At 63.0% G+C, this 535-nt stretch carries 1 protein-coding gene; it reads right to left on the bottom strand.

Features of this window, described 5'->3' with window-relative positions; genetic code table 11:
- Positions 1-535, bottom strand: a 535-nt coding sequence (locus KDM41_18920; GenBank protein MCB1185498.1) for a HAMP domain-containing protein, incomplete at both ends; no start/stop codon positions are given.

Here is a 535-nt window from a genome sequence, read left to right as displayed (position 1 = left end):
CATCTCGCCCATGTCCTCGACCAGCTCGCGCAGATCGATGGGGATGAGATCCAGATCAAGCTGGCCGGCCTCGATCCTGGAGAGGTCGAGGATGTCGTTGCAGACCGCCAGCAAGGTCCGTCCCGAGCTCTCGATGGCGCGCGCGAAGCGCTCGCTCTCCTCGTCCAGGCCATTGTGCAGGAGTAGCTCGGTCATCCCCAGCACACCGTTGATAGGGGTGCGGATCTCATGGCTCATGTTGGCCAGGAACTCGGTCTTGGCACGATTCGCGGCCTGCGCGTCATTGACCGACTCGTTGAGTCGGTCGATGTGACGCTGGATATCGGCCTCCTTGCTCTGCAGCGTCTCGGCCATCTGGTTGAAGGCCTCCTGTAGTCGTCCGATCGGGTCACGATGTCGAACCGGTAGACGATGTCCGAGCTGGCCCGCGGTGAAGGCTCGGGCTCCGGCGTGCAAGGTTTCGAGTCGCTTGCTCAGGCGGCGGCCGAGCATGTAGGAGACCAATACCGCCAGTATCAGGCCGACGATCCCCAGC

The sequence above is a fragment of the bacterium genome (assembly GCA_020440705.1).
Lineage (GTDB): Bacteria > Krumholzibacteriota > Krumholzibacteriia > LZORAL124-64-63 > LZORAL124-64-63 > JAGRNP01.
The sequence above is the reverse complement of the archived record's forward strand: the minus strand, read 5'-3'. Positions and strand labels throughout refer to the sequence as shown.